Annotated in this window: 23 protein-coding genes; 11 read left to right on the forward strand and 12 right to left on the reverse strand. The window is 64.0% G+C overall.

The genetic code is table 11. The features are described from left to right. Positions 1 to 27 precede the first annotated feature (27 nt). Complete coding sequence (locus JOZ76_RS28260) at positions 28 to 270, reverse strand: hypothetical protein (RefSeq protein ID WP_291704286.1); 243 nt, start codon at positions 268 to 270, stop codon at positions 28 to 30. Positions 271 to 680: 410 nt separating this feature from the next. Here JOZ76_RS28260 and JOZ76_RS28265 point away from each other — a divergent pair, with 410 nt between their 5' ends. The 3 genes from JOZ76_RS28265 (at position 681) to JOZ76_RS28275 (ending at position 2,602) form a co-directional block, all read left to right on the forward strand. Continuing rightward, a complete protein-coding gene (locus JOZ76_RS28265) occupies positions 681 to 1,637 on the forward strand; it encodes a hypothetical protein (RefSeq protein WP_441300116.1) in 957 nt (318 codons plus the stop codon). 225 nt (positions 1,638 to 1,862) lie between these two features. Then, positions 1,863 to 2,258 (forward strand): hypothetical protein, encoded by a 396-nt coding sequence (locus tag JOZ76_RS28270; protein ID WP_291704290.1) that lies wholly within the window; start codon positions 1,863 to 1,865, stop codon positions 2,256 to 2,258. A 206-nt stretch (positions 2,259 to 2,464) separates the two neighbouring features. Further along, positions 2,465 to 2,602, forward strand: a complete 138-nt coding sequence (locus tag JOZ76_RS28275) for a hypothetical protein (protein WP_291704292.1) — start codon at positions 2,465 to 2,467, stop codon at positions 2,600 to 2,602. A gap of 26 nt (positions 2,603 to 2,628) precedes the next feature. On the opposite strand, the gene JOZ76_RS28280 is transcribed toward JOZ76_RS28275, so the two are convergent. From JOZ76_RS28280 to JOZ76_RS28290, 3 genes are all read right to left on the reverse strand, one after another. Then, positions 2,629 to 2,787: a hypothetical protein gene (locus tag JOZ76_RS28280; protein WP_291704294.1), complete on the reverse strand. Its 159-nt coding sequence runs from the start codon at positions 2,785 to 2,787 to the stop codon at positions 2,629 to 2,631. A gap of 108 nt (positions 2,788 to 2,895) precedes the next feature. Next, positions 2,896 to 3,375, reverse strand: a complete 480-nt coding sequence (locus JOZ76_RS28285; protein ID WP_291704296.1) for a MaoC family dehydratase — start codon at positions 3,373 to 3,375, stop codon at positions 2,896 to 2,898. Then, entirely contained in the window at positions 3,376 to 3,846 is a 471-nt protein-coding gene (locus JOZ76_RS28290; RefSeq protein ID WP_291704298.1) for a MaoC family dehydratase, read from the reverse strand. 171 nt (positions 3,847 to 4,017) lie between these two features. Here JOZ76_RS28290 and JOZ76_RS28295 point away from each other — a divergent pair, with 171 nt between their 5' ends. Further along, positions 4,018 to 4,311 (forward strand): DUF4282 domain-containing protein, encoded by a 294-nt coding sequence (locus tag JOZ76_RS28295; RefSeq protein WP_291704299.1) that lies wholly within the window; start codon positions 4,018 to 4,020, stop codon positions 4,309 to 4,311. A gap of 141 nt (positions 4,312 to 4,452) precedes the next feature. Here the strand turns inward: JOZ76_RS28295 and ychF are convergent, their stop codons facing one another. The 4 genes from ychF to JOZ76_RS28315 form a co-directional block, all read right to left on the reverse strand. Then, positions 4,453 to 5,550 (reverse strand): redox-regulated ATPase YchF, encoded by a 1,098-nt coding sequence (gene ychF / locus JOZ76_RS28300; protein ID WP_291704301.1) that lies wholly within the window; start codon positions 5,548 to 5,550, stop codon positions 4,453 to 4,455. A 39-nt stretch (positions 5,551 to 5,589) separates the two neighbouring features. Then, a complete protein-coding gene (gene pth / locus JOZ76_RS28305) occupies positions 5,590 to 6,198 on the reverse strand; it encodes an aminoacyl-tRNA hydrolase (protein WP_291704303.1) in 609 nt (202 codons plus the stop codon). A gap of 21 nt (positions 6,199 to 6,219) precedes the next feature. After that, positions 6,220 to 6,960: a 50S ribosomal protein L25/general stress protein Ctc gene (locus JOZ76_RS28310; protein WP_291704305.1), complete on the reverse strand. Its 741-nt coding sequence runs from the start codon at positions 6,958 to 6,960 to the stop codon at positions 6,220 to 6,222. Between the two features lie 288 nt (positions 6,961 to 7,248). After that, positions 7,249 to 7,509: an accessory factor UbiK family protein gene (locus JOZ76_RS28315; protein ID WP_291704307.1), complete on the reverse strand. Its 261-nt coding sequence runs from the start codon at positions 7,507 to 7,509 to the stop codon at positions 7,249 to 7,251. Between the two features lie 158 nt (positions 7,510 to 7,667). On the opposite strand from JOZ76_RS28315, the gene JOZ76_RS28320 reads away from it, so the two are divergent. The 7 genes from JOZ76_RS28320 to JOZ76_RS28350 all read left to right on the forward strand — a co-directional run bounded on the left by JOZ76_RS28320 (position 7,668) and on the right by JOZ76_RS28350 (position 14,568). Next, positions 7,668 to 8,402: a dienelactone hydrolase family protein gene (locus JOZ76_RS28320; protein ID WP_291704309.1), complete on the forward strand. Its 735-nt coding sequence runs from the start codon at positions 7,668 to 7,670 to the stop codon at positions 8,400 to 8,402. A gap of 36 nt (positions 8,403 to 8,438) precedes the next feature. After that, positions 8,439 to 9,299, forward strand: a complete 861-nt coding sequence (lgt, locus tag JOZ76_RS28325; protein ID WP_291704311.1) for a prolipoprotein diacylglyceryl transferase — start codon at positions 8,439 to 8,441, stop codon at positions 9,297 to 9,299. After that, positions 9,296 to 10,423 (forward strand): class I SAM-dependent methyltransferase, encoded by a 1,128-nt coding sequence (locus tag JOZ76_RS28330; RefSeq protein WP_291704313.1) that lies wholly within the window; start codon positions 9,296 to 9,298, stop codon positions 10,421 to 10,423. Before lgt ends, JOZ76_RS28330 begins: the two co-directional genes overlap by 4 nt. Next, a complete protein-coding gene (pgeF, locus tag JOZ76_RS28335; RefSeq protein WP_291704315.1) occupies positions 10,420 to 11,184 on the forward strand; it encodes a peptidoglycan editing factor PgeF in 765 nt (254 codons plus the stop codon). Before JOZ76_RS28330 ends, pgeF begins: the two co-directional genes overlap by 4 nt. Positions 11,185 to 11,296: 112 nt before the next feature. Then, a complete protein-coding gene (locus JOZ76_RS28340; protein ID WP_291704316.1) occupies positions 11,297 to 11,920 on the forward strand; it encodes a hypothetical protein in 624 nt (207 codons plus the stop codon). A 165-nt stretch (positions 11,921 to 12,085) separates the two neighbouring features. Then, complete coding sequence (locus JOZ76_RS28345; RefSeq protein ID WP_291704318.1) at positions 12,086 to 13,039, forward strand: ribose-phosphate pyrophosphokinase; 954 nt, start codon at positions 12,086 to 12,088, stop codon at positions 13,037 to 13,039. Between the two features lie 236 nt (positions 13,040 to 13,275). Then, positions 13,276 to 14,568 (forward strand): serine hydrolase domain-containing protein, encoded by a 1,293-nt coding sequence (locus JOZ76_RS28350; protein ID WP_291704320.1) that lies wholly within the window; start codon positions 13,276 to 13,278, stop codon positions 14,566 to 14,568. Here the strand turns inward: JOZ76_RS28350 and JOZ76_RS28355 are convergent, their stop codons facing one another. From JOZ76_RS28355 to JOZ76_RS28370, 4 genes are all read right to left on the reverse strand, one after another. After that, positions 14,569 to 15,396 (reverse strand): XdhC family protein, encoded by an 828-nt coding sequence (locus tag JOZ76_RS28355; protein ID WP_291704321.1) that lies wholly within the window; start codon positions 15,394 to 15,396, stop codon positions 14,569 to 14,571. It lies immediately after the preceding gene. 12 nt (positions 15,397 to 15,408) lie between these two features. Continuing rightward, positions 15,409 to 16,617 (reverse strand): vWA domain-containing protein, encoded by a 1,209-nt coding sequence (locus tag JOZ76_RS28360; RefSeq protein ID WP_291704323.1) that lies wholly within the window; start codon positions 16,615 to 16,617, stop codon positions 15,409 to 15,411. Next, positions 16,614 to 17,483 (reverse strand): AAA family ATPase, encoded by an 870-nt coding sequence (locus tag JOZ76_RS28365; RefSeq protein WP_291704325.1) that lies wholly within the window; start codon positions 17,481 to 17,483, stop codon positions 16,614 to 16,616. The genes JOZ76_RS28360 and JOZ76_RS28365 overlap by 4 nt, the downstream gene beginning before the upstream one ends. 220 nt (positions 17,484 to 17,703) lie before the next feature. Continuing rightward, a partial coding sequence (locus tag JOZ76_RS28370; protein WP_291704327.1) for a molybdopterin cofactor-binding domain-containing protein occupies positions 17,704 to 19,045 on the reverse strand: 1,342 nt, incomplete at its 5' end.

Below are 19,045 nucleotides of genomic sequence, written 5' to 3' on the forward strand. Positions count from 1 at the left end.
ATGCAGCTGCGCCGCCCTCGCGTGCCCTCAGATCCGTCCCTGGGCATTGCCCTGGTTCTGCTGCTGCTCCTGCTGCCGCGTCTGCTCCTTGGCGTGATGGCGGCCATAAAGGCAGCCGGCGGCGGCGCCGAGCATGCCATGATGGCCCGCATAATGGCCGGCCACGCCGCCCACGATCGCGCCCTTGATGCAGCCCTTGGCACTGGCGGCCGACGTCGTGACCATCATGAGCGCGGCGACGGCCGAGGCGACGAACAGGGTTGTTTTCATGGCACTGGACTCCACGAGAGGGGACTCTTTTAACCGCCTGATCGCGGGGATGTTCCAGCGGTTGTGCGCCCGAGCCCATGCCCATGGGGTTCGCCGGACGAGCCGCGATTGCTGTCAACGACGCGCGGCGCGCGGTCTGCGACCTCTGATCACCGTCGCGCCGCGGTGAGGGGCCGCTCCTGCGATGATGCACCGGCCGAGGCGCGGACCTGCTGGTAAAAAATGTCCCGGTTTTTTACTGCGCGTTGCAAGCAAATCACAGGCGCGTGGGTCGCCTGAGCCGTGACATCTTTGCGACCGTCAGGCGTAAATCGATAACAACGCAGTGAATCCGCGCAACGCCGCCGGGCCGCAATCTTGCAACGGAAAGGCCGCGTGGTAGATTGGTGTGGCAAGTGCGGGCGGCGGGAATGATTTGCAGGACATTGTTGGATCTGAGGGCGGCGGCCCTGGCGGCCGCCTTTGGTCTGGTCGTCGCGTCTGCCGCGCTCGGGCAGAGCGTCTGGCCCAAGCCAGCTCTCGAGGCCGGCCCGGTCGGCGCGGCAACGGACGCCGCCGACACGGATGAATCTCAAGGAAAAGACGACGCGAAAACCGAGGCGAACGCGTCAGATGACATCCTGAAGGATATCGATGTCAGCAAGCTCGACTGGAGCCAGCTCAACGTCGATGCCTTGACGCTGGCCGAGCGGCCCGCCGCGGCGGCGCGCGGCGCGAAAGCCGGCCCAAGCGGCAGCGATGTCTCCTGGTCGAACAACCGCAAGGCGAATGGCGGCTCCGACGTGTCGGTGAAACAATCGGTGTGGTCGTTCTGGGACACCCGGGTCGGCGCCGACATGAAGGTGGCGCCGGAGCCGACCACGATGTCCGAGCTTTTGGCGGAGAAGGCGAGCAATGGCGGCGGCCTGCCGCAGTCCGGCGGCAGCGCCTGGGCCGCCATGACCGCCCCGGGCGCCGCCGGCATCTGGGACAAGACTGCGGTCGAAGCTCGCGTCGACCCGGGTTCTGAGCAGAGCCGGCTCGGAACCTCCATCAGCAGACAGGTGCCGATGAACGGCGACACTTCGGTCACGCTGCAGAACGGATACAACGTAACCCAGCAGGGTCTCACGGGTGTGCCGGGCCTGCCCACCCGGCCGACGACGCGGAGCTACGAAACCGACCAGTCCGCGAAGCTGAATATCGGCGACACCGGCACCAGCGTCACCGCGGGGCAGACGCTGTCGTCGTCGGACGACAAGTGGCTGCGCAAGGTCGGCGCGGAACAGAAGCTGATGGATGGCGTGAGCGTGTCGGGCTCGGTCGGCGAGACCGCACAGGGCACGATGAACAAGAGCATCAGCGCCGGATTCAAGCGCAGCTGGTAACATCGCACGCAGCTCAGCAGAAGTTGCACGCGCCGGTGTTCCCGAAAATCAACACCGCGACGAGATTCGTTCGCCAGACGGCCGCGCCACCGCAAAGCCGTCGAATCATCCAGCGACGCCGCAAGATGGCCGCGATGTGGTCACATTCAGTCTCCCTGATGGCGCCATGATCAGATCCTGCGGGGGACCGTCCGCGCTCGCCACGCGAAACACGAGGAGCATCCGATGAATGTAGTTCGTACGGAAAAGCTAGAAGGCACCGAGACGGAGCTCGAAGGCGCAGCGACCACCGAAGTCGAGAACGGCATTCGCGAATTCGTTCGCAATGACGTGGCCTATTTGCGGCGCCCGGGGGAATCGATCGAGCAGAACTCGGAAGCCACCGTCAACAATTTGAACTCGCTGATCCAGCGCGTCGCCGGAACCTCGCTCTCGGAGATCACCAATCTGATCTCGGAGCTGGAGAGCCTGCGTGAATGGCTGCATGCCGAAGGCCAGCGCGTGCAGCGCGAAATTTCCGGCTATGCGCATCTGAGCCAGGCGACCATCAAGTCGACGCGGATGATCGCGGAGAATGTTGCGCAGTGGAAACGCTCGGCCGACAATCTGCGCAACGGCTGATCCCAAAACGTTCCCCGCATCAGGCCGCCGTGCTTATAAGGGGCACGGCGGCATTTGATTCGGCAGCACCGGGAAAGCGATCCCCGATCGACGGGACAGGCCGAGCCCTTGCAGATTGACGCCGTGATCCTTGAACTCGGCCGCGGCTGGTCGCGACCAAGAAACGGGCCGCTTGGCGCGGGCCGCGATTTCTGGGGGACACCTAGATGGAAACGATCCGGCCGGAGAACTCCGATCCGATTCCCTTGCGCAGCACCTCGCCCCCGGTCGGCACCATCATGGTCCGCTTCATCGGCCTGCTGATCGTCGTGATCACGGCGATGGCGCTGCTCTGGAGCCGCTGAAGGGAAAGCGAATTTTGCCGCGATGGTTAGCGGATGCTAACCGCAAGGTCCGCGGTCTGCGGGCCTTCCAGCGAATAGGCGCCATTCGCGTAGCTGGTCACGACCACGCCGGTCACCAGCATGACCGCAAGCGTCACGCTCGCAAAGATGAATCCCACCAGTTTCAGGCCGCTACGGTCTGCCATGATCATCCCCGAACTTCTGTCCCGCGCGGCACTATGCCAGCGTCAAGGTTCAAAATGCGTTAGTAGCGCGCTGGTTCCGGCGGACGAGGTAAACGGGATTTCTACGGATCAGGCCGGCTTGCGTCGCGGCACGAAAGCGATCGCAATGATGGAAAACACCAGTTCGCCGCGCTGGTTGGTTCCCGTGTTGCGCGCCTCGATGATGCCCCAGGCAGGCCGCGATTCCGAGCTGCGGAGTGAGGCGAGCTCGCTGGCAAAGCTGATGGTGTCCCCTGCCAGAACCGGCTTGATCCAGCGCAGCTCGCGAAACCCCGGCGACGGCCCCAAGGTTGCGACCTCCTCGCCACGCGCCAGCGCCTCCCTGGTCTGACGCTGGCCGTCGGCGACCAGCAGCTTCATGCACACCGAGCCGACATGCCAGCCCGATGCGGCCAGCCCGCCGAACAGCGATTTCCGTCCCTCCTCCTCGTCCAGATGGAAACGCTGCGGATCGTACTGTGCGGCAAAGATCTTGATCGTCTCGGCGGTAAAGGTGAACGATCCAATCTCGCGCCGTTGTCCGAGCGCGAAATCCTCGAAGAAGAACATCTAGCTCGCCTCCTGCGCGCTGCCGCCACTGGCACGCCGCATCACGATGATCGGCGAGATCATTTCACACAGCGCCTGGCCGCTGGCGTTGCGCGCGGTGCATTTGAACGTCACGATGCCGGTTTCCGGTCGGCTCTTGGAAACGCGCGCCTCGACCACGTCGGCCTCGAGCATCAGATCATCTCCGGGCCGGAGCGGCGCGAGCCAGCGCACTTCGTTCACACCCGGAGAGCCCAGCGAGGCGGTGCGGCCGATGAAGCCGTCGAACATCATCCGCATCATGATCGAACAGAGATGCCAGCCGGAACCGGACAGCCCTTTCAGCATCGAGCGCTGCGCGGCCGCCTCGTCGAGATGCATCGGCTGCGGATCGAACTCGGCCGCGAATGCCAAAATCTCCTCCCGCGTCACGCGGCGGGGGCCGAAAGTGCCGAGACGGCCGGGCGGAAGATCTTCGAAGGTCAGGGTCATGGATGGGGAATAGCCGGAAGGAAGCCCGATTGTGGCCGCACTTTGCGGCAATCTCAAGCGCGTCCGCGCGTGTGATTCTCAGTCTCTATTGCTTCGAATGCGGTTCGGGGCTAGTGCCCAGTTCGACTCAACAGCCCGTGTTTGGCCTTTCCGAATTGCCGGGGGAAAAGGATGTTCGAATTTCGCGATCTGTTTCAGTGGGACCGGTTCATCACGCCGACTGTGATCAAGACGTTCTATTGGCTGGTCATTGCCCTGATCGTACTGAGTGGTCTGTCCGGCGTCTTTTCCGGCCTCGCCGCGATGGCGATCAGTCCGTTCGGCGGTTTCCTGCTGCTGCTCTCCAGCATCATCGGTGCGGCGGTCGGCATCGTGTTCTCGCGCATCGTCGCCGAATTCATTCTGATCGTGTTTCGCATCAATGAGCATCTCGGCGCGATCCGCGACCAGGGCGGAATGCGGTAAATAGAACTGTCATTCCGGGGCGCGAGTGAAACGAGCGAACCCGGAATCTCGAGATTCTCAGGTCCGCAACTGCGCACCATAGTTCGGTGCTTCGCACCGCCCCGGAATGACAGAGAGAGTCGTCGCGATCCCACGGCATCGTCACGTGTTGAAGCGGAAATGCATGACGTCGCCATCGGCGACCACATAGTCCTTGCCTTCGAGGCGGAGCTTGCCGGCATCGCGCGCGCCGGCCTCGCCGCCGAAGGCGACATAGTCCGCATAGGCGATTGTCTCAGCGCGGATAAAACCCTTTTCGAAATCAGTATGAATGACGCCGGCCGCGGCCGGGGCCTTGGTGCCGCGATGGATGGTCCAGGCGCGCGCTTCCTTGGGCCCGACGGTGAAATAGGTGATGAGGTCGAGAAGCTGGTAGCCGGCGCGAATCAGGCGGTCGAGACCGGCTTCCTGGAGTCCGAGCGTCTCCAGGAAATCTGTCCGCTCCTCCTTTGACAGCGTCGCGATCTCCGATTCGATCTTGGCCGAGATGGTGACGGCGACCGCGCCTTCCGTCTTGGCGAGGTCGAACACCGCTTGCGAGAACGAGTTGCCGTCTTTCGCCGCACCCTCCTCGACATTGCAGACATAAAGCACCGGTTTTGAGCTCAACAATCCCAGCATGTCGAAGGCGCGCTGTTCCTCCGCCTTGCGCTCGACCAGCCGCGCCGGCTTGCCCTCGCGCAGCAGCACGAGCGTGCGGTTGACGAGATCGAGCTGTTCCTTGGCGTCCTTGTCGTTGCCCTTGGCCTTCTTGGCGAGATTGTCGACGCGCTTCTCCAGGCTCTCGAGATCGGCGAGCATCAGTTCGGTCTCGATGGTCTCGATATCGGCAAGCGGCGCGATCTTGCCCTCGACATGGGTGATGTCGGAATCCTCAAAGCAGCGCACGACATGCGCGATCGCGTCGACCTCGCGGATGTTGGCCAAAAACTGGTTGCCCAGGCCCTCGCCTTTCGAAGCTCCACGCACCAGGCCTGCGATGTCGACGAAGATCAGCCGGGTCGGGATGATCTGCGCCGACTTGCCGATCGCGGCGAGCTTGTCGAGCCGCAGATCGGGCACTGCGACCTCGCCGACATTGGGCTCGATCGTGCAGAACGGATAGTTCGCCGCCTGCGCCGCCGCGGTCTCCGTCAGCGCGTTGAACAGGGTCGACTTGCCGACATTGGGCAGGCCGACGATACCGCATTTGAATCCCATGATCCGTCCCGAAAATCCGTTCGCGTCGTCAGCGCCGCGCTATGCGCCGCCGTCCTCGTCGCGTGGAGCGAAAAAGCCTTTGCCCTGCAACGCCAGATGCACCTTGTTCTGGAACGAGGCATCGTGGCCGGTAGCCAGCAGCGCGGCGTTGTCCGCCACCGCGGCGCAGAGCCCTTCGACCCACGGCATGTCGCTCTTGGCAAAGTCCGACAGCACGTAGGCGTGCACCAGTTCCTTGACGCCGGGATGGCCGATGCCGAGCCGCACGCGGCGGTAGTCATTGCCGATATGCGAGGTCAGCGAACGTAATCCGTTGTGCCCGGCGATCCCGCCGCCGACTTTCACCCGGACCTTCGCCGGCGGCAGTTCGAGTTCGTCCTGGAACACCGTGATGTCGCCCGCACCAAGCTTGAAGAAGTTGGCAGCCTCCTGCACCGAACGGCCTGATTCGTTCATGTACGTCGTGGGCTTGAGCAGGATGAGACGCGCGCCATCGAGCGCGCCCTCCGAGGTCTCGCCCTGAAAGCGGCGGCGCCAGGGCGCGAACCCATGACGCCGCGCGATCTCATCGACGACCGCGAAGCCGATATTGTGCCGGTTGCGCGCGTATTTCGCGCCGGGATTGCCGAGGCCGACGAAGAGCAGCATGACGCGGCATCCCGCGCCAGCTTACTTCTTCTTGTCGCCGCCGGCAGGCGCCTTGGCGCCCGCCGCCGGCGCCTTCGCACCGGCCGCAGGAGCCGCCGCGGGGGCGGCCGCTGCAGGTGCAGCCGCGCCGGCGGGGGGAGCTGCCGCGCCACCTGCCGCAGCCGCACTCGCTGCTGCCGCGCGCTGCTCTTCGGCGTAGCCGGACGGCGGCACGATGGTCACGAGCGTAATGTCCTCGCGCGCCAGCGACTTCACGCCGGTCGGGAGCTTGACGTCCGACAGATGCAGCGAGTGGCTGATCTCGAGCTCACCGACATCAGCGTCGATGAATTGCGGGATGTTGTCGACCGAGCATTCCAGGTCGAGGGCGTGGGTCACGATATTGACCGTGCCGCCGCGCTTCACGCCCGGCGAGGTCTCCGCCTTGATCACGTGCAGGGGCACGCTGACGCGAATGGTCGCGCCCTCGCCGAGCCGCAGGAAATCGACGTGAATCGGGAAATCGCGCACCGGATCGAGGTGGAAGTCGCGCGGAATCACGCGGTGCTTCTTGCCGTCCAGTTCGATCTCATAGACGGTGGTGAGGAAACGTCCGGCGAGGATGCGCTGACGAAGTTCGCGATCATTGACCGAGATCGGCAGCGGGGGCTGGTTGTTTCCGTAGATCACTCCGGGCACTTTCCCGGCGCGACGCTCTGCCCGTGCGGCCCCCTTGCCGACTGACGGACGTGCGGTCGCCTTCAATTCCTTGACGGTCGCCATTGTCACAAGTCCTTGTTTTTAAAAGCTAAAGGCCGCAGAGCGGCCCGTTTCATCGCATCGCGGCAAGCCTCCAGGGGTGCGGGGGCCGCAAACGTGGCCGGCTTTTAGCCCCACCCGGCCGAAATGACAAGGAAATCAGGGGATTTTTCTTCCATCCAAGCTTTCCACCTGTTATCGCCCGGCTCGACCGGGCGATCCAGTATTCCATAGACGTCAGTGCATGAACCGATAGGCCTCGGCGTACTGGAGACCGCGCTTTCGCGGGTGTGACGACCGAGCGCGTGCTCGTCAGCCGCCGGCACCGCCTAGCTTGGTCTCGAGCGCCGCGATACGGGCCTTCAGCGTCTCGTTTTCCTCGCGCGCCAGACGGGCCATGTCCTTGACCGCCTCGAACTCTTCGCGCTTGACGATGTCGAGGTCGCGCAGGATCCGTTCGGCCTGGCTGCGCACGACCGTGTCGAACTCACGCTTCATGCCTTGCGCGGCGCCCGCGGCGTCGTTCATCAGACGGCCGATTTCGTCGAAAAACCGATTCGTGGTCTGGGTCATGTCCCTCTCCGGCTGCGGCGATGCTGGTCATATCAAACAATGGCGATCCGGCGCAGGCCATTCAAGTCCTGCTGCGTACTCGCCTTGTCATGCTGCGGTTTCCTTGCAATCGTACCTGACTGCGACACCACCCCACAAACCTCGAAGAAGAAACGCCCATGATCGACCAGCAGATCGAGATCGCGACCAAGGACGGCCACACCACGACCTTCATCACGCATCCCGAGCGCGGCGGCCCTTTTCCCGTGATCCTGTTCTACATGGATGCGCCGGCGATCCGCGAGGAACTGCGCGACATGGCGCGCCGGCTCGGCACGTCAGGCTATTACGTGATGCTGCCGAACCTGTACTACCGCGCCGGCGTGATGGAGCTCGGCCCGCTGCCGGCCGACCCGGAGACGCCGGAGCGCAAGCGGATGTTCGCACTGATGAACTCACTCAGCATCCCGCTTGTGATGGAGGACACCAGATCGCTGCTCGCCTATGCCGAGGGCGACAAGGCCGCGAACACTGACATCGTCGGCGCCGTCGGCTACTGCATGAGCGGGCGCTATGCGATCAACGCGGCCACACATTTTCCGGAGCGCGTCAAGGCGGCCGCCTCGATCTACGGCGTGCAACTCGCCACCGATCAGCCTGACAGCCCGCATCTTGCCTTGCAGAAGACCAAAGCGGAGCTCTATTTCGCCTGCGCCGAAACCGACGTCTATGCACCACCGGAGATCATCGAGAAGGTCCGCGAGGGTATGAAGGGATCGACCAACGAGGTGGAGATCTATCCCGGCACCCATCACGGCTTCGCCTTCCCCAAGCGCCCGGTTTACAATCGCGACGCGGCGGAGCGGCATTGGGAACGGCTGCTCGCGCTCTATCGCCGCAACCTTTCCGTGTGAAGCCCAAGAATAAGTTCAAGGACAGCCCGAAGCGCAATGCCCTTTCTCCTGATCGACTTCCCCGTCTTCGATCCCATCGCGATCCAGATCGGACCGTTCGCGATCCGCTGGTACGCGCTCGCCTATATCGCCGGCATCGTGCTCGGCTGGATCTATGCGCGGTGGCTGGCGAAGAACGAACGGCTGTGGGGCGGGCCCGCGCCGATCTCGCTGCTGCAACTTGACGACTTCATCCTCTGGGTCACGATCGGCATCATTTTGGGCGGCCGCACCGGTTATGTGCTGTTCTACAATCTGCCCTTCTTCGTCGAGCACCCGCTGGAGATCTTCGAACTGTGGAAGGGCGGCATGTCGTTCCACGGCGGCTTCATGGGCTGCGTGATTGCGGTGATGTGGTTCGCGCAGAGGAACGGCATCTCCATCCTCTCGCTCGGCGACATCACCACCGCGGTCGGCCCGATCGGGCTGTTTTTGGGACGGATCGCCAATTTCATCAACAGCGAATTGTGGGGCCGGCTTGCCGACCCCGATCTGCCCTGGGCCATGATCTTCCCCAATGGCGGGCCGCTGCCGCGCCATCCGAGCCAGCTCTATGAGGCGGCCCTGGAGGGGGTCCTGCTGTTTACCATTCTCGCCATTATGGTTCGTCTCGGCGCCCTGAAGCGCCCGGGGCTCATTCTCGGCAGCTTCATTGCGCTTTATGGTCTGGCCCGGATCACCGGGGAGTTCTTCCGCGAGCCCGACAAGCAGCTCGGCTTTTTGTGGGGCCAGCTCACAATGGGTATGCTGCTGTCGGTCCCCATGGTGATCGTCGGCGCCATGCTGATTGCATGGGTGTTGCGGCGCGAGGCGCCGACGCCGGTCATATCAGGGGATTCTGCTCAAGGGAAATCGTGACCGAATTTTCACCGCTGCTGTCCGAGATCAAGAAGCTGATCAGGTTCTCCGGACCGATGCCGGTCTGGCGCTACATGGAGCTGTGCCTCACGCATCCGCAGTATGGCTATTACGTCGCCCGCGATCCGCTCGGCCGTGAAGGCGACTTCACCACCGCGCCCGAGGTCAGCCAGATGTTCGGCGAACTCTTGGGGCTGTGGGCCGCTTCGGTGTGGAAGGCGATCGGCTCGCCGCCGCTGCTCAGACTGATCGAACTCGGTCCCGGCCGCGGTACCATGATGGCGGACGCGCTGCGCGCGCTAAAGGTGCTGCCGCCGCTCTTCCAGGCGCTCCACATTCACATGGTCGAGATCAATCCGCTGCTGCGTGCAAAACAGCGCGAGATTCTGCAGGGCGTGCGTCATGCCGAATGGCACGACACGATCGACGAGGTGCCGGAAGGCCCCAGCGTGATCTTCGCCAACGAATATTTCGATGCGCTGCCAATCCATCAGATGGTGCGGCGTGAAACCGGCTGGCACGAGCGAGTCGTCGAGCTCGACAAGAACGACAAGCTGGTGTTCGGCGCCGCCGAGGAGCCGATGCCGCGCTTCGAGGTGCTGCTGCCGCAGCTGGTCCGTGCCGCTCCGGTCGGCGCCGTGTTCGAATGGCGGCCGGATGCCGAAATGATGCGGATTGCGAAACGCGTGCGCAACCAGGAAGGAGCGGCGCTGATCATCGATTACGGACATCTGCGCAGCGATGCCGGTGACACGTTTCAGGCCATCGCCCGCCACAGCTTTACCGATCCTCTGAAGGCACCGGGCCAGGCCGACCTGACAGCACATGTCGATTTCCAGGCGCTGGCACGCGCGGCCGATGATCTCGGCGCGCTTATTCATGGCCCGGTCACCCAGGGCGAGTTTCTGAAAAAGCTCGGCATCGAGACCCGCGCGCTGACGCTGATGACCAAGGCGACGCCGGAAGTGTCGGAAGACATTTCCAACGCACTGAAACGGCTGACGGGACCTGGCCGCGGCGGGATGGGGCAGTTGTTCAAGGTTCTTGCCATCTCAGATCCCAAGCTGATCATCCTGGCGGGCCTGAGCGAGGAGAACCAGAGCGAGAGGACGGCGAAACGATGAGACTGGAATCCCCGCTGCTCGCCGCCATCCCCGGCCTGCGCCATGCCTTCTTTACCCGGGACGGCGGCGTCTCCGACGGCGTCTACGCCCATCTCAATGGCGGGCTCGGCTCCCGCGACGACCCCACCCATATCGCGGAAAACCGCCGCCGCATGGCGGAACAGATGGGCATCGCGCCGACGCATCTTCTCAACCTGCACCAGATCCATTCACCGGACGCGGTGGTCGTGACCGGTCCCTGGGACGGCCAGAGGCCGAAGGCGGATGCCCTCGTCACCCGCACGGACGGGCTGGCGATCGCGATTACCACGGCCGATTGCGGCCCGGTGCTGCTGGTCGAGCCGAAAGCTCGCGTCATTGGGGCCGCGCATGCGGGCTGGAAAGGCGCGCTCACAGGAATCCTCGAAAGCACCGTCGCTGCCATGGAAAAACTCGGCGCCGAGCGCAATGGCATCATCGCCGCCATCGGCCCGATGATCCGGCAACCGAGCTACGAGGTCGGCGACGAATTCGTCACGCGCTTTCTCGACGCCGATGCCGACAATGCCGTGTTCTTCCTGCCCGCCTCACGCGAGGGCCATGCGATGTTCGACCTCGCCGGCTTCATCCGTGATCGGCTCGAGGCGGCCGGCGTGCTGATGATCGACGACCTCGGCCTCGACACCTATTCCGACGCGCGTTTCTTCAGCTATCGCCGGTCGGTGCATCGCAAGGAGACGGACTACGGCCGCCATGTGCATGCGATCGCGCTGGAGGCGTAACCGCTTTCAGCTCTGTCCCGATTTTGGACGAATGTTCGCCTGAATTGATTGCACGCTTTGTGTCCTTCTTACCCTAGACTTAACAATTTTTTAACGATATCGCTGCCCTCCAATGAGGGAAGCGTCGATTCAATCATTTCGAGCAAGCCTGCGCGCATGCATCGTGACGATGCTGCTTACGGCCAGCTGTGCGCTGGCAGGCTGTGCAGGCGGCGGCGCGCCGCAAAATTCCTTTGCCATGGCCACGAGCGGCCCGGCCATCGCGTTCGAACAGATCGACGGCCCGCCGCCGCAGGTGTTCGACCGCATGGTCAGCGTGCTCGACAGCGAGAGCAAGCTGCGTAACCTCGCCATCGTCTCGCGCGAGGGCCAAACGGCCGCCTATCGCGTGCGCTTCTATCTCGCGGCGCAGGTGGTGCGCGGCAAGACCATGATCGCCTGGGTCTGGGATGTCTATGACCGCGACCAGCAGCGCGCGCTGCGTCTTTCGGGCGAGGAGGCGGCCGGCAAGGCGGCCGGACGCGATGCCTGGGCCGCTGCGGACGACATGATCCTGCGCAAGATCGCGCAGGCCGGCCTTTCCGGCCTGTCGAACCTGAGCAACGGCATACCGGCCGATCAGCCATTGGCCCCTGCAGCCGAGCCGGCCAGCAGGCACAGCCCCGCGGTCGCGAGCGCCGAGCCGTCCGCCACCGAGGCAGCGGATGCCGGTGCCCTCGGCTACGCCGCGCATTAGCGAGACGCTAAGGCATGAACGGGTTTTTCGCAGGGAAAACGGGCTGCTCCGGGTTGCCATCGGCGGCTTGACCTTGATATCACCTCGCTCGTTCCAGATTGCCGGTTTAGCGGGTATCCCGATATGCTGAACATTGTCGCCAGCTCGGCGCGGGGAGAAGCCTCGATGTCGGCCAAGAACGGCTCCATCAAACTCGTCGCCGGCAATTCCAACCCTGCGCTGGCTCAGGCCATCGCAAGCGGGCTCGGGTTGCCGCTGACCAAGGCCGTGGTCCGGCGCTTCGCCGACATGGAGATTTTCGTCGAGATCCAGGAGAACGTGCGCGGCACGGACGTCTTCATCCTGCAGTCGACCTCCTATCCAGCCAACGATAACCTGATGGAGCTATTGATTATCACGGATGCGCTGCGCCGCGCCTCGGCGCGCCGCATCACCGCGGTCGTACCCTATTTCGGCTATGCAAGGCAGGACCGCAAATCCGGCTCCCGAACCCCGATCTCGGCAAAACTCGTCGCCAATCTGATCAGCCGTGCCGGCGTCGACCGCGTCATGACGCTCGACCTGCATGCCACCCAGATCCAGGGCTTCTTCGACATCCCGACCGACAACCTCTTCGCCGCGCCGTTGATGGTGCGCGACATCAAGGATCGCTTCGATCTCTCCAAAACGATGGTGGTGTCGCCCGATGTCGGCGGCGTGGCGCGGGCGCGCGGGCTTGCCAAGCGCATCAACACCCCGCTTGCCATCATCGACAAGCGCCGCGAGCGCCCCGGTGAATCCGAAGTCATGAACGTGATCGGCGAGGTCGAGGACCGCACCTGCATCCTGGTCGACGACCTCGTCGATTCCGGCGGCACGCTGGTGAACGCCGCCGATGCGCTGATCGCCCATGGCGCAAGCGAAGTCTACGCCTACATCACCCATGGCGTGCTGTCGGGTGGCGCGGTCACGCGGATCACCTCGTCGCGGCTGAAGGAGCTCGTCATCACCGACTCGATCCTCGCGACCGAAGCGGTGCGCAATGCCGGCAACATCCGCACGCTCTCGATCGCGGGCCTGATTGCCGAAGCGATCGGCCGCACCGCTGCCGAGGAATCGGTGTCGAGCCTGTTCGACTGACTTGATCGGCAGGCTTTCGGATTGCGCCCGCTCCGGCTGGCGCCTCTCGACGGAGTGGACCGATCTAAGGCCGCTTTTCCAGTGTGCACCATTTTGCGCGACCCTGGCCAAGGAAACGCTTCACAAGGCGTCGCCATTGCCGCAGAATTTGATTTTCAGAACGAAAGCCTGATCGACGGCCTGCGCTGGTATTTTCGGGCAACGCACACAATGAATCGGACACCTGGACGGCGACGATGGGTGGCATTTTTCCTGCGATCATTGCACCGACGGCCCGGCGCGTTGCTCTGGCTGTTGCGCTCGCCGCCTACGGTGTGAACGCGATCGGGGGCGGTGCCTCCGCGAACGATGTACCGGCACCGAGAGCTGACAAGCTGAAGGTCCTGACCGATTACTTCGATCAGGAGGTCTCAAGTGGAAAACTGCCGGGCGCCGTCGTCCTGATCCAGCAGCATGGCAGCCCGGTTTATCTGAAATGCTTTGGCGTGCGTGACGTCGCAACCGGGCAGCCGATGACGCCGGATACGATCTTCGCGCTTCACTCGATGACCAAGCCGATCACGAGCGTTGCGGCGATGATGCTGATCGATGAAGGCAGGCTGTCGCTCGATGATCCCGTCGCGAAATACATTCCCGCCTTTGCCAACATGAAGGTGGGATTGGAGAAGACGGACGCCCACGGTATCCCCGACGTCGAGTTCGTCCCGGCCAACCGGCAAATCACCATCATGGACCTGCTCCGGCACACGTCCGAGATCAGCTATGACTATATCGGCGGTCCCTGGGTCATGAAGGCCTACAAGGCCGCGCACCTGTTCGACGGACATTTCGACAACAAGGAATTTGCCGAGCGTATCGCAAAACTGCCGCTGGCGCGACAGCCCGGCACTCTTTGGCGCTATGGCCATTCCACCGATGTGCTCGGGGGGGTGATCGAGATCATCACCGGAGAGACGCTCTATCAATTCGAGAAGCGACGCATCCTCGATCCGCTGGGGATGGTGCACACGAAATTCGTGCTCGACGACGATGAGCGTGCACTGATGGCGGAGGCGCTGCCGAGCGACACGATCCTGATCGACGGCGAGCGCGAGCGGCGCGCGCATCCGGAATGGCAGTCCGGCGGCGGCGGACTGGTCTCGACGGCGGTCGACTATGCGCGCTTTGCGCAGATGATCCTCAATGGAGGCGAGCTCGACGGCAAGCGCTATCTCAGCCCCGCCGCGTTCAAGGACATGACGACGGATCATATCGGGCCAGGCTCCGGCGTCGATCGCGACTATTTCTATTTTCCGGGCGACGGTTTCGGTTTCGGCTACGGCTTTGCCGTGCGCACCGATCCGGGCTTTGCAAAACCGCCGCCGCCCGGCCCGATCGGCGAACTGAAATGGGACGGAGGCAGCGGCACCTATTTCGGCGTCGATCCAAAGCTCGACATGTTCTACATCCTGATGGAGCAGACGCAGAACGAACGCGGCAAGATCCGCGTCGCCTTCAAGCAGATGATCGCCGACGTGTTTGCGCCCTGACTATTTAACTGCCTGGCCGCGCTGCCCGCGCCGGCGTTCCAGCGTGATCTCGGCCAGGATCGACATCGCGATCTCCTCCGGTGTAATGGCGCCGAGATCGAGCCCGGCGGGTGCCTTCGCGCGATCGAGACGAGCGGCATCGAGACCCTCGGCGATCAGCTTGTCGCGCAGCGCCACCATCTTGCGGCGGCTGCCGACGAAGGCGTGATAATCAGCATCGACCGCGAGTGCCGCGCGCAGCGCCGCTTCATCGCCCCTGCCCTGCGTCGCCACCACGACGAAGCGTCTGGCCTCATGCAGCGCGCCGAGGGCGAATGAATCGATCAGTATGTCGACGGCTGGTGCGCCCGCGAGGTCGCAAGCAGGCGCTGCAAGCGTGACATGATAGCCGAGCGGCCGGGCTTGCGCCGCGAGCGACAGCGCGACCGGGCTCGCGCCGAGAATGACGAGCGCGGGATGCGGCAGCACGGGTTCGACGAAAATGTCCATGGTGCCCTTGCTCGGGCACAAATTGGAGGCGAAGCGGATGCCTTGTTTCGTCTCCCCCGGCTTGACGCCGAGCTCGGCCAACAGATTTTCCGGTTGCACCGAAACCATCCGCGGGTTGCCGTCGGCGAGCGCATCGCGCGCCGCCTTCAGCACCGCGCCCTTGGCACAGCCGCCGCCGATCCAGCCCGCCACGATGGAGCCGTCGGGCCGGATGATCGCTTTCGCACCGGCCTTTGCCGCCGTCACCGACACAGTGCGCACCACGGTGGCGAGCACAAAGCTTTCCTCGGCGGCCTTCATCTGCGCGACGAGATCGAGCACCTCCGAAACCGCGGCCATCGTTCGCTCCATCTACATCCTCGTCAGATACGGTTCTAACGCCGCCAGACTGCTCAGCGTATTCGCCGGCGCGTAGAGATCGACAAAGGGCAGCGCGGCCTTGATGCCCTTCGCCTCCGGCGCGTAACCATCCCATGCCATCATCGGATTGAGCCAGGCGATGCGGCGGCAGCGCTTTGCAAGTGCCGCCATCTCTCGTCCGAGCAGATCAGCATCACCGGTCTCATAGCCATCGGACACGATCATCACGCAGGTGCGCGAATGGATCACGCGGGCTGCGTGCCAGCGGTTGAACGTCTGCAGGCTCTCGCCGATCTTGGTGCCGCCGCCCGCGCCCTGCGCCATGATGGACAGGCGATCAAGCGCGCGCGCGGCGTCCTTTTCCTTCATCGCGTCGGAGACGTAAGCCAGCCGCGTATGGAACAGAAAAGCTTCGGCCTCGCGAAATTCATCGAGCACGCCGTGGATGAAGCGCAGGAACACGGCGGTGTACATGCTCATCGACCCCGACGCATCGAGCAGGATGACGAGCCGCAGCGGCTTGTGCTTGCGCCGGCGCTTCACCAGCGCGATCGGCACGCCGCCGTGGCTGATGTTCCGGTGAATGGTCCGGCGCAGGTCAAGCCGCTCGCCACGACGCCGCAGCAGGTCGCGCCGGGTCAGCCGCGTGCGCATCGCCTTCGCCAGGCGCGCGGCGGCGGCATGCGCCTGTTCGATCGCCTCGGGATTGGCGAGCTTGCGGAAATCCACCTCGGCCAGATTTTCCGCACGTGATGCGCCCTCCATGCGGCCCTCGCCGCCGCGCTCTTGCGGCTCATCATCGCTCGAGGGCGCCTCATCGGTCGCGCTGTGGCCGCCGGCCCGCTCGGACTGCGCGTCCTGCAGGCCCTTCAGCGAAGGATTGCTGGCGGCACGTGCGGAGCCCGTCACGCCCGACCGGGCGCGCACCCGCTTGCCCAGCCAGAACGCGTCGAACAGACCGTCGAACTTGTCCCAGTCGGATTTGCGCGCCGAGAACAGATGCTTGAACGCCGAACGAAGCAGCGGCGGTCTGGCCGCATAGCCCGCTGCCATCAGCGCCGCGGCATCCTGGCCCTCGGCGAGGCCGACGGCTAAGCCGTTGTCGCGGAGCGTGCGGAGAAAGCTTGCGAGCTTTGTCGACAGGCGGAGCGAGACGTCGTCGAACTCGTCGAAGGCCGATGTGGTCGCGCGGGCGCTCATGCCACCCGCCCCAGTAATCGCGCCGTGACCTCCGGTTTGAAGCGCGCGCGATCCTCATGGGTTTTCAGCAGGCACATCAACGTCTCATGCACCACGTCCGGCGCATCATGCATGTCGCGCACATCGAGCCCGACCAGCGCGGCCGCCCAGTCGAGCGTCTCGGCGACGCCCGGCATCTTGCGCAGCTCCTCCTTGCGGATACTTTCCACCATGCGCGCGATCTGCAGCGCGAGCGATGCGTCTGCCCCATCGACCTTGGCCAGGATGATTCGTGCTTCGCGGTCGACATCGGGATAGTCGACATAATGATAGAGGCAGCGGCGGCGCAGCGCATCCGACAATTCGCGCGTGCCGTTCGAGGTCAGCACGACATGCGGAATCGTGGACGCGTTGATGGTGCCGAGCTCCGGAATCGAGACCTGGAAATCCGACAGCAGTTCGAGCAGGAAGGCCTCGAACTCGTCATCGGCACGGTCGATCTCGTCGATCAGCAGCACCGGCGGCTGGGCGCGGCGGATCGCGGCCAGCAGCGGCCGCTCCAAGAGATATTTTTCCGAGAAGATCTGATCTTCGATCGCGTCCGCGTGCCCGCGATGCGCCTCGATCGCCAGAAGCTGGCGCTGATAGTTCCACTCGTACAGCGCCGCCGACTGGTCGAGTCCCTCGTAGCATTGCAGGCGGATCAGTTCGGCCGTGTGCACGCAGGCGAGCGCCTTGGCGACCTCGGTCTTGCCGACACCGGCCTCGCCTTCCAGCAGCAGCGGGCGCCTCAGCATCTGCATCAGCGCGAGCGCGGTCGCGAGCTCGCCATCGGCGATGTAGCCGCAGGCGGCCAACGCTTGCGCGATCTCGTCCCGGTTTTGCATGCTCCTCATCTCTCCTCGTCATTGCGAGACGCGTGAGCGCCGAAGCAATCCAGCGTTTTCTTCGCGGCCAGGATTTGCTTCGCTTCGCTCGCAATGACAGCCCTTCCGTCAACGTAGGATGGGCAAAGGCGCGTCTTCGCGCCGTGCCCACCACTGCACCGCGAGCGGAGCCGCCGAGGGTGGGCACGCTTCGCTTTGCCCACCCTACGCTCTTGCCTCACTAAGCCACCGCGCCGAGCGCCTTCGCCGCCTTCCAGTTGCGCCAGTAGTCATGCGGCATCTGGATGTGCGTCGCCCCTAAGAACGAGAACGCGTCGTTGACGGCGTTGGAGAACGCCGGCACCCCGCCGACATTCGGGCTTTCGCCGACGCCCTTGGCACCGATCGGGTGATGCGGCGATGGGGTCACGGTGAAGTCGGTCTCCCAATGCGGCGTCTCGACGGCGGTCGGCATGAAGAAATCCATGAACGAGCCCGTCACCACGTTGCCGGTGTCGTCGTAGCGGATCTCCTGGCCCATCGCGATCGCGAAGGCTTCGGTCAGACCGCCGTGCACCTGACCCTCGATGATCATCGGATTGATGCGGGTGCCGCAATCGTCCAGCGCGTAGAAGCGGCGGATCTTGTACACGCCGGTATCGACGTCGATGTCCATCACGCAGAGATAGGCACCGAACGGATAGGTCATGTTGGGCGGATCGTAATAGGAGACCGCCTCCAGCCCCGGCTCCATGCCCGGCGGCACGGAATTATACGCCGCCCAGCAAATATCCTTCATCGACATGAATTTTTCGGGCAGGCCTTTGACGCGGAAACCGTCGATGTCCCATTCGAGGTCGTCCTCATGCACCTCGAGCTTGTAGGCCGCGATCATCTGCGCCTTGGCCTTGATCTTGCGCGCTGCCATGGCAATCGCGGCGCCCGCGACGGGGGTCGAGCGCGAGCCATAGGTGCCGAGCCCGTAGGGCGCGGTATCGGTGTTGCCCTCCTCCACCATGATGTTGTCGGCGGGAATGCCGATCTCGGTCGCGATGATCTGCGCCCAGGTGGTCTCGTGACCCTGGCCCTGGCTCTTGGTGCCCATGCGCGCGACGCCGGCGCCGGTCGGATGCATGCGGATCTCGCAGGAATCGAACATCGCAATGCCGAGAATGTCGCAGTTCTTCGAAGGGCCGGCGCCGACGATCTCGGTGAAGAAGGATACGCCCAGCCCCATGATCTCGCGCGTCTCGCCGCGCTTGAAGGCTTCCCGCTTCTCCGCCTGCTCCCTGCGGAGCGCGGCATAGTCCGTGCTCTCCATCATCTTGCGCAAGGCCGTGTGATAATCGCCGGAATCGTAGTCCCAGCCCAGGGCCGAGTGATAGGGAAACTGCTCGCGCTTGACGAAGTTCTTCAGGCGCAGCTCCGCCGGATCCATGCCGAGCTTTTGCGCCAGGATGTCCATGGCGCGCTCGATGCAATAAGCGGCCTCCGTGACGCGGAACGAACAACGGTAGGCCACGCCGCCGGGCGCCTTGTTGGAGTAGACGCCGTCGACGACAAGATGGGCCACCGGGAAGTCA

It is taken from the genome of Bradyrhizobium sp., assembly GCF_019244115.1.
In the GTDB taxonomy this organism is placed as follows: Bacteria; Pseudomonadota; Alphaproteobacteria; order Rhizobiales; family Xanthobacteraceae; genus Bradyrhizobium.

Bases quoted from the DNA above. Each gene is read 5' to 3' on its own strand.
- JOZ76_RS28260 (WP_291704286.1), bottom strand. From the start codon at position 270: ATGAAAACAACCCTGTTCGTCGCCTCGGCCGTCGCCGCGCTCATGATG.
- JOZ76_RS28295 (WP_291704299.1), top strand. From the start codon at position 4,018: ATGTTCGAATTTCGCGATCTGTTTCAGTGGGACCGGTTCATCACGCCG.
- JOZ76_RS28310 (WP_291704305.1), bottom strand. From the start codon at position 6,960: ATGGCGACCGTCAAGGAATTGAAGGCGACCGCACGTCCGTCAGTCGGC.
- pth (WP_291704303.1), bottom strand. From the start codon at position 6,198: ATGCTGCTCTTCGTCGGCCTCGGCAATCCCGGCGCGAAATACGCGCGC.
- JOZ76_RS28315 (WP_291704307.1), bottom strand. From the start codon at position 7,509: ATGACCCAGACCACGAATCGGTTTTTCGACGAAATCGGCCGTCTGATG.
- JOZ76_RS28345 (WP_291704318.1), top strand. From the start codon at position 12,086: ATGTCGGCCAAGAACGGCTCCATCAAACTCGTCGCCGGCAATTCCAAC.
- JOZ76_RS28270 (WP_291704290.1), top strand. From the start codon at position 1,863: ATGAATGTAGTTCGTACGGAAAAGCTAGAAGGCACCGAGACGGAGCTC.
- JOZ76_RS28275 (WP_291704292.1), top strand. From the start codon at position 2,465: ATGGAAACGATCCGGCCGGAGAACTCCGATCCGATTCCCTTGCGCAGC.
- JOZ76_RS28355 (WP_291704321.1), bottom strand. From the start codon at position 15,396: ATGGCCGCGGTTTCGGAGGTGCTCGATCTCGTCGCGCAGATGAAGGCC.
- pgeF (WP_291704315.1), top strand. From the start codon at position 10,420: ATGAGACTGGAATCCCCGCTGCTCGCCGCCATCCCCGGCCTGCGCCAT.
- JOZ76_RS28340 (WP_291704316.1), top strand. From the start codon at position 11,297: ATGAGGGAAGCGTCGATTCAATCATTTCGAGCAAGCCTGCGCGCATGC.
- JOZ76_RS28285 (WP_291704296.1), bottom strand. From the start codon at position 3,375: ATGTTCTTCTTCGAGGATTTCGCGCTCGGACAACGGCGCGAGATTGGA.
- JOZ76_RS28365 (WP_291704325.1), bottom strand. From the start codon at position 17,483: ATGCAAAACCGGGACGAGATCGCGCAAGCGTTGGCCGCCTGCGGCTAC.
- JOZ76_RS28280 (WP_291704294.1), bottom strand. From the start codon at position 2,787: ATGGCAGACCGTAGCGGCCTGAAACTGGTGGGATTCATCTTTGCGAGC.
- JOZ76_RS28350 (WP_291704320.1), top strand. From the start codon at position 13,276: ATGGGTGGCATTTTTCCTGCGATCATTGCACCGACGGCCCGGCGCGTT.
- JOZ76_RS28290 (WP_291704298.1), bottom strand. From the start codon at position 3,846: ATGACCCTGACCTTCGAAGATCTTCCGCCCGGCCGTCTCGGCACTTTC.
- JOZ76_RS28265 (WP_441300116.1), top strand. From the start codon at position 681: ATGATTTGCAGGACATTGTTGGATCTGAGGGCGGCGGCCCTGGCGGCC.
- JOZ76_RS28360 (WP_291704323.1), bottom strand. From the start codon at position 16,617: ATGAGCGCCCGCGCGACCACATCGGCCTTCGACGAGTTCGACGACGTC.
- JOZ76_RS28320 (WP_291704309.1), top strand. From the start codon at position 7,668: ATGATCGACCAGCAGATCGAGATCGCGACCAAGGACGGCCACACCACG.
- ychF (WP_291704301.1), bottom strand. From the start codon at position 5,550: ATGGGATTCAAATGCGGTATCGTCGGCCTGCCCAATGTCGGCAAGTCG.
- lgt (WP_291704311.1), top strand. From the start codon at position 8,439: ATGCCCTTTCTCCTGATCGACTTCCCCGTCTTCGATCCCATCGCGATC.